This window comes from Niveispirillum sp. GW835-FHT14G11, assembly GCF_058793615.1.
Genome location: NZ_JBXAFZ010000045.1, coordinates 2,501 through 5,277 on the forward strand (window position 1 = coordinate 2,501; position 2,777 = coordinate 5,277).

1 tRNA gene and 2 rRNA genes (1 of these 3 cut by a window edge) are annotated in these 2,777 nt (G+C 56.0%); all 3 read right to left on the reverse strand.

The features are described 5' to 3' along the window. Positions 1–501, reverse strand: a 23S ribosomal RNA gene (locus AC1Q7F_RS32435) (it extends 2,248 nt beyond the left edge of the window). 301 nt (positions 502–802) lie between these two features. After that, positions 803–878: transfer RNA gene (locus AC1Q7F_RS32440), tRNA-Ala, on the reverse strand. Between the two features lie 181 nt (positions 879–1,059). Beyond that, positions 1,060–2,540, reverse strand: a 16S ribosomal RNA gene (locus tag AC1Q7F_RS32445). Together the 16S and 23S rRNA genes with 1 tRNA gene alongside form the textbook arrangement of a ribosomal RNA operon. Between the last annotated feature and the right edge of the window lie 237 nt (positions 2,541–2,777).

The window sequence follows — 2,777 nt, forward strand, 5'->3', positions numbered from 1 at the left end:
GGTTTCAGGTGCTGTTTCACTCCCCTCGTCGGGGTGCTTTTCACCTTTCCCTCACGGTACTGGTTCACTATCGGTCACTGAGGAGTACTTAGGCTTGGAGGGTGGTCCCCCCATGTTCAGACAGGATTTCACGTGTCCCGCCCTACTCGAGGATCAATGCTGTTTTACCTGTACGGGGCTATCACCCGCTTTGGCCCGACTTTCCAGACGGTTCCAGTTATATCGCATTGACCACTGGCCTGGTCCGCGTTCGCTCGCCACTACTAGCGGAGTCTCGGTTGATGTCCTTTCCTCCGGGTACTTAGATGTTTCAGTTCCCCGGGTTCGCTTCCCGCACCTATGTATTCAGTGCGGGATACCTATTGCTAGGTGGGTTTCCCCATTCGGAAATTCACGGATCAAAGCTTGCTCGCAGCTCCCCATGACTTATCGCAGCGTGCCACGTCCTTCATCGCCTCTCAGTGCCAAGGCATCCACCAGATGCCCTTAAGACGCTTGATCCATTCATCACGCTCACGCGCAGGGACAAGCCCACACAGCATAAACACGACAAACAGCACTATCCGCTCAACAGTTGCCCCTGGTACAGGGCAGAACCCGGCCTTCTCGGCTAAGAGGCCAGCTTCCCTGCAAAGCGGAACCCATTCGGTCACACTTCACAAAACCAATTTCTTCACGATGTCCAAGAACCGGCAGCCCTTGCTGCCTACAGTCACCCTTTCAGGCAACCGATCTGTTGCTCCCCATGGATCTTCACCTCAAACCTGACCACCCGCTCAACACCCCCTGACAGGGCGGAACATGGTGGAGGCGGACGGGATCGAACCGACGACCTCATGCTTGCAAAGCACGCGCTCTCCCAACTGAGCTACGCCCCCAATTCCTTGAGACAGGTTTGCGGTGATCCAAAATAACCAAAAGCCCGGTGCAAAGCGCACCAGGCCTTGAGCTATCTGATCCATGAGAAGGGATGCGGAGACGGCGGACCCACCAGCGTGACCAAAGTCACCGGTGACCAGGATAATCCCGGCTGCGGCCGACAGGAAGGTTCTTCCTTAGAAAGGAGGTGATCCAGCCGCAGGTTCCCCTACGGCTACCTTGTTACGACTTCACCCCAGTCGCTGACCGTACCGTGGTCGGCTGCCTCCTTGCGGTTAGCGCACCGGCTTCAGGTAAAGCCAACTCCCATGGTGTGACGGGCGGTGTGTACAAGGCCCGGGAACGTATTCACCGCGGCGTGCTGATCCGCGATTACTAGCGATTCCAACTTCATGCACCCGAGTTGCAGAGTGCAATCCGAACTGAGATGGCTTTTGGAGATTCGCTCACCATCGCTGGCTTGCTGCCCACTGTCACCACCATTGTAGCACGTGTGTAGCCCAACCCGTAAGGGCCATGAGGACTTGACGTCATCCCCGCCTTCCTCCGGCTTGTCACCGGCAGTTCTGCTAGAGTGCCCAACCAAATGATGGCAACTAACAGTGGGGGTTGCGCTCGTTGCGGGACTTAACCCAACATCTCACGACACGAGCTGACGACAGCCATGCAGCACCTGTGTCCCTGTCCCCGAAAGGAAAGACGCATCTCTGCGCCGGTCAAGGCATGTCAAGGGTTGGTAAGGTTCTGCGCGTTGCTTCGAATTAAACCACATGCTCCACCGCTTGTGCGGGCCCCCGTCAATTCCTTTGAGTTTCAACCTTGCGGCCGTACTCCCCAGGCGGTCGGCTTAATGCGTTAGCTGCGACACTGAAACCCTAAGGGCCCCAACGTCTAGCCGACATCGTTTACGGCGTGGACTACCAGGGTATCTAATCCTGTTTGCTCCCCACGCTTTCGCGCCTCAGCGTCAGTTACCGTCCAGTAGGCCGCCTTCGCCACTGGTGTTCTTCCCAATATCTACGAATTTCACCTCTACACTGGGAATTCCACCTACCTCTCCGGTACTCAAGCCTACCAGTCTCAAGCGCAGTTCCCAGGTTAAGCCCGGGGCTTTCACGCCTGACTTGATAAGCCGCCTACGCGCCCTTTACGCCCAGTAATTCCGAACAACGCTAGCCCCCTTCGTATTACCGCGGCTGCTGGCACGAAGTTAGCCGGGGCTTCTTCTCACGCTACCGTCATCATCGTCGCGTGCGAAAGAGCTTTACAACCCGAAGGCCTTCATCACTCACGCGGCATGGCTGGATCAGGCTTGCGCCCATTGTCCAATATTCCCCACTGCTGCCTCCCGTAGGAGTCTGGGCCGTGTCTCAGTCCCAGTGTGGCTGATCATCCTCTCAGACCAGCTACTGATCGTCGCCTTGGTAGGCCTTTACCCCACCAACTAGCTAATCAGACGCGGGCTGCTCCTTTGGCGATAAATCTTTCCCCCGTAGGGCTCATCCGGTATTAGCGTTCGTTTCCAAACGTTATTCCGAACCAAAGGGTACATTCCCACGTGTTACTCACCCGTGCGCCACTCACCTTGCGGTGCGTTCGACTTGCATGTGTTAGGCCTGCCGCCAGCGTTCGTTCTGAGCCAGGATCAAACTCTCAGGTTTTTCGCGGAACTCTCAGCCAAAGCCAAAAGATCCTCATTGACGGATACTACAACGTCAAACACCTACCCAATCATTGAACCTAACCCCATCCACCATCCCGAAAGATCGCAGATGGCGTTAAGAGCAACATGTAAAAGATGCCCAAACGTACAGTATCCAAACGAACCAGACCCGCCAGCTCATCAAGATCCGCCGCCTGCGCATCCCTTCTCAACAGATTCACTTGTCAAAGAACCC